Here is a 2,971-nt window from a genome sequence, read left to right on the forward strand (position 1 = left end):
ATTGGAATATTTAAGGCTAACCCGACCTAGGCGAAGGGTAATAACCTTTACAAGGCGAAAGAGTTTCAATATCTGATATCAGATATTAGGCGCCGGATGCTTGGAAACTTGCTTGTCCGGTTCTGTGGGGGGCTAATTGCGAATATGAAAAAGTTATTTTATGACTTTTTCTAAACCGAATTAATCTATCTCGATGAATATAATTATTCTTTTTTAAAAACTAATCGTACTTTAGAAAATTTAATGAAATCTGCTGCTATGAATTTTGCTATAAAAAGAGCTGATAATGAACATTTTCCTATAGGTAGCAAAGAAACAGTTGATATTGATGATTTGAAAGAAGCTTATAGTAGAATTATTATTACTGATAAAGATTGGGCGCAAATAAACGGATAAATAAAACAATCTAGCCAATTGTAACAAGTATGATAATCTTGTTAAGTCATATGATCGGTCAATCAAACGAAAGAATGATAGATTACAGCAGATCATAAAAGCGAGTTGAGGAGAAGTAACTATCCAAGAGGATTTCGCAAGACTAAGATAGTAATGGATAAAGCTGAAATGCTCTAATCGCGAAAAATGCTCGTAATATCAGAACCTACCCGGAAAGTTAATGTAAATACCGGTAGTCCAAGGGTTTTATAATAATAAAATCTTGTTATTATAAATTATCACAAATAGCTAACTAACAACCTTGGAGTCTTGTGGAAGTATTAATATTTTAAAAAATATAATGAATTGATTTATCTATAAACACCACAAAAGCGAACCTAAAACTATCAGGCGTATTTATAACGAAAATTTGAGATTCCTAAAAACCACATTAAACTTAGGAAGATAAAATTTCTAAGGGGGTTCAAGGAAAAAGCGACTTTTTAGTAGTCGGAGGAGTAAAACTTAATTTGGAATAATTAAGATAATCGTCCTTCCAAGAAAAAGGTTAACAACCTTGATAGGGCGAAAGAAGTCAGTAATTTATTGTTTATTAAATGGGATCGAAGAAATAAAAGTTTTTTTGAACCTTTAAAAATACTTTAATTAATATATGATATTAAAGAATTTAAGCGATTAAAATTGATCAGAATAAACAACTAACCAGTGGCGACATAAAGTTAGTCTTCGAAAGAAGGTAAATTATGGCAAGCCGGATGCTTGGAAACTTGCTTGTCCGGTTTAGAGGGGGGCTGTTTGTAATAGATAACTATAACTGAATGACAAATAATTGTTATTGAAACGCAAATAATCTATCCCTATTAAAAATATTAAATGAAGTTGAAAAAGAATTGTTCAAATAAAAGTATCCGTTAAAATGAATTTAATCTGATTTATTTTAATATTAAATTTGTAAAAGATATATGATCTTAAAATCCTTGATTATTAACTAAACAATAATTATATAAATAAAAAAGCTGTTTATTATAATAAACAGCTTTTATTTTTTTTAAATTTAAAATTTTATTTTAACTTAAATTTGAAATTTAACAATATTTGGTTTATAGTTATTTATTTTATATATGATTAATTTATATATAAAACGCATAATAATTAAAAAATTAGTAATTATAACAATTATTAATATAGTTTTCCAATATCGAAAATTACTATTAAAAATATTATTATCATTAATAGTAATATAGTTAGAATTATTATTTTCAGGAATCAAAATTTTTCTAAAAACTAAATGAAATTTATTTTTTATTTCATTATATTTTTCAATAGATTTTTCAAAATTATTTTTAGAGAGATCATATTTTAAATTAGAAACGATAAAATCTTTATTATTTTGTTGTGTTTCGGCTTCTAACATAAAATCATCACCTTTATTAATAAAATAAATAGCACTATTGTCTTTATCAGATTCTATTTCTGATTTTATATTATTTAATTGGTATTTTATATCTTTATTATTAGCGAAATAAAAACTTAATTCTAATAATTTAGAAATTTCTTCTTTATTTTTATTGACTATTTTTTTCGCCATTAAAGAGTTATTTTTTTTAACTTTGTTAATATCGAGATAGATCGATTCGGTTTAGAAAAAGTCATAATAATAACTTTTTCATATTCGTAATTGGCCCCCCACAGAACCGGACAAGCAAGTTTCCAAGCATCCGGCTCCTAATATCTTTGTTATTGCTAACTTAAATAAATTATTACTAATTTATTTTATGATATTCTCATTTTAAAATATTTAATTTTTAGAATATTATTAATTATGTTATGAATTTGTGTTTTATATGATCAAATTAATATTTGATCATTTTTTTAACAAAATTTAATTTTTATTTTTTTTGATGTCTCGAGAGTCTTCTAATTTTTTATCAAAATTTATTTATTCTCGATATCGGAATAAGTTTTTTACGTTGTTTGATTAATTTTCTTTAGATGGATATTTGTTTGTGACCAGATTTTCTTCTTTTTATCTTTCTTAATAAGTTTATGATTTTTTAATTCTTCTAAGAATTTATAACTTTTTAAATAGTTTTAATTGTTTTTTAGCGATTTTATTTTTTTGATGAGATTTGTTAATCATTATTATCAATATTTGATAACTTATGATATGGAAGTGTTCGCGAATATCGATTTGAATTAATTAATCTAGTTTTTTGGAATTTGTATATTAATTATTTTTTTAAATAATTAAGTCATAATTTTCTAAGTAAGAACTGAATTTTTTTATTCGGTGAATTTTTTTCATAATAAAATATTAGTGATTAATATATTTTGTTATATCACTATGTTTTGAAAAATAATTAGGATTATAAAAGTTTTTTATCTGGTTTATTCCATATAATTTTTATTAATCTATTTCTTCTTTCGAGACAAATTTAAGAATATCAAAGATATTGAAACTCTTTCGCCTTGTAAAGGTTATTACCCTTCGCCTAGGTCGGGTTAGCCTTAAATATTCCAATTTGAGGATGAAACCGACGACTACTCTAAGTTTCGCTTTTCCCTTGAGCCTAGC

At 24.7% G+C, this 2,971-nt stretch carries 2 protein-coding genes; one reads left to right on the forward strand and one right to left on the reverse strand.

Annotated features, from left to right (window positions below):
* The first annotated feature begins 243 nt into the window (after positions 1–243).
* Entirely contained in the window at positions 244–396 is a 153-nt protein-coding gene (locus OC705_RS02365; RefSeq protein WP_304512677.1) for a hypothetical protein, read from the forward strand.
* 1,072 nt (positions 397–1,468) lie between these two features.
* Here the strand turns inward: OC705_RS02365 and OC705_RS02370 are convergent.
* Positions 1,469–1,984 (reverse strand): hypothetical protein, encoded by a 516-nt coding sequence (locus OC705_RS02370; RefSeq protein ID WP_304512678.1) that lies wholly within the window; start codon positions 1,982–1,984, stop codon positions 1,469–1,471.
* Positions 1,985–2,971 lie beyond the last annotated feature (987 nt).

Source organism: Candidatus Phytoplasma fabacearum, assembly GCF_030586805.1.
Taxonomy (GTDB): domain Bacteria; phylum Bacillota_I; class Bacilli_A; order Acholeplasmatales; family Acholeplasmataceae; genus Phytoplasma; species Phytoplasma fabacearum.

Bases quoted from the DNA above. Each gene is read 5' to 3' on its own strand.
- OC705_RS02365 (WP_304512677.1), top strand. From the start codon at position 244: ATGAAATCTGCTGCTATGAATTTTGCTATAAAAAGAGCTGATAATGAA.
- OC705_RS02370 (WP_304512678.1), bottom strand. From the start codon at position 1,984: ATGGCGAAAAAAATAGTCAATAAAAATAAAGAAGAAATTTCTAAATTA.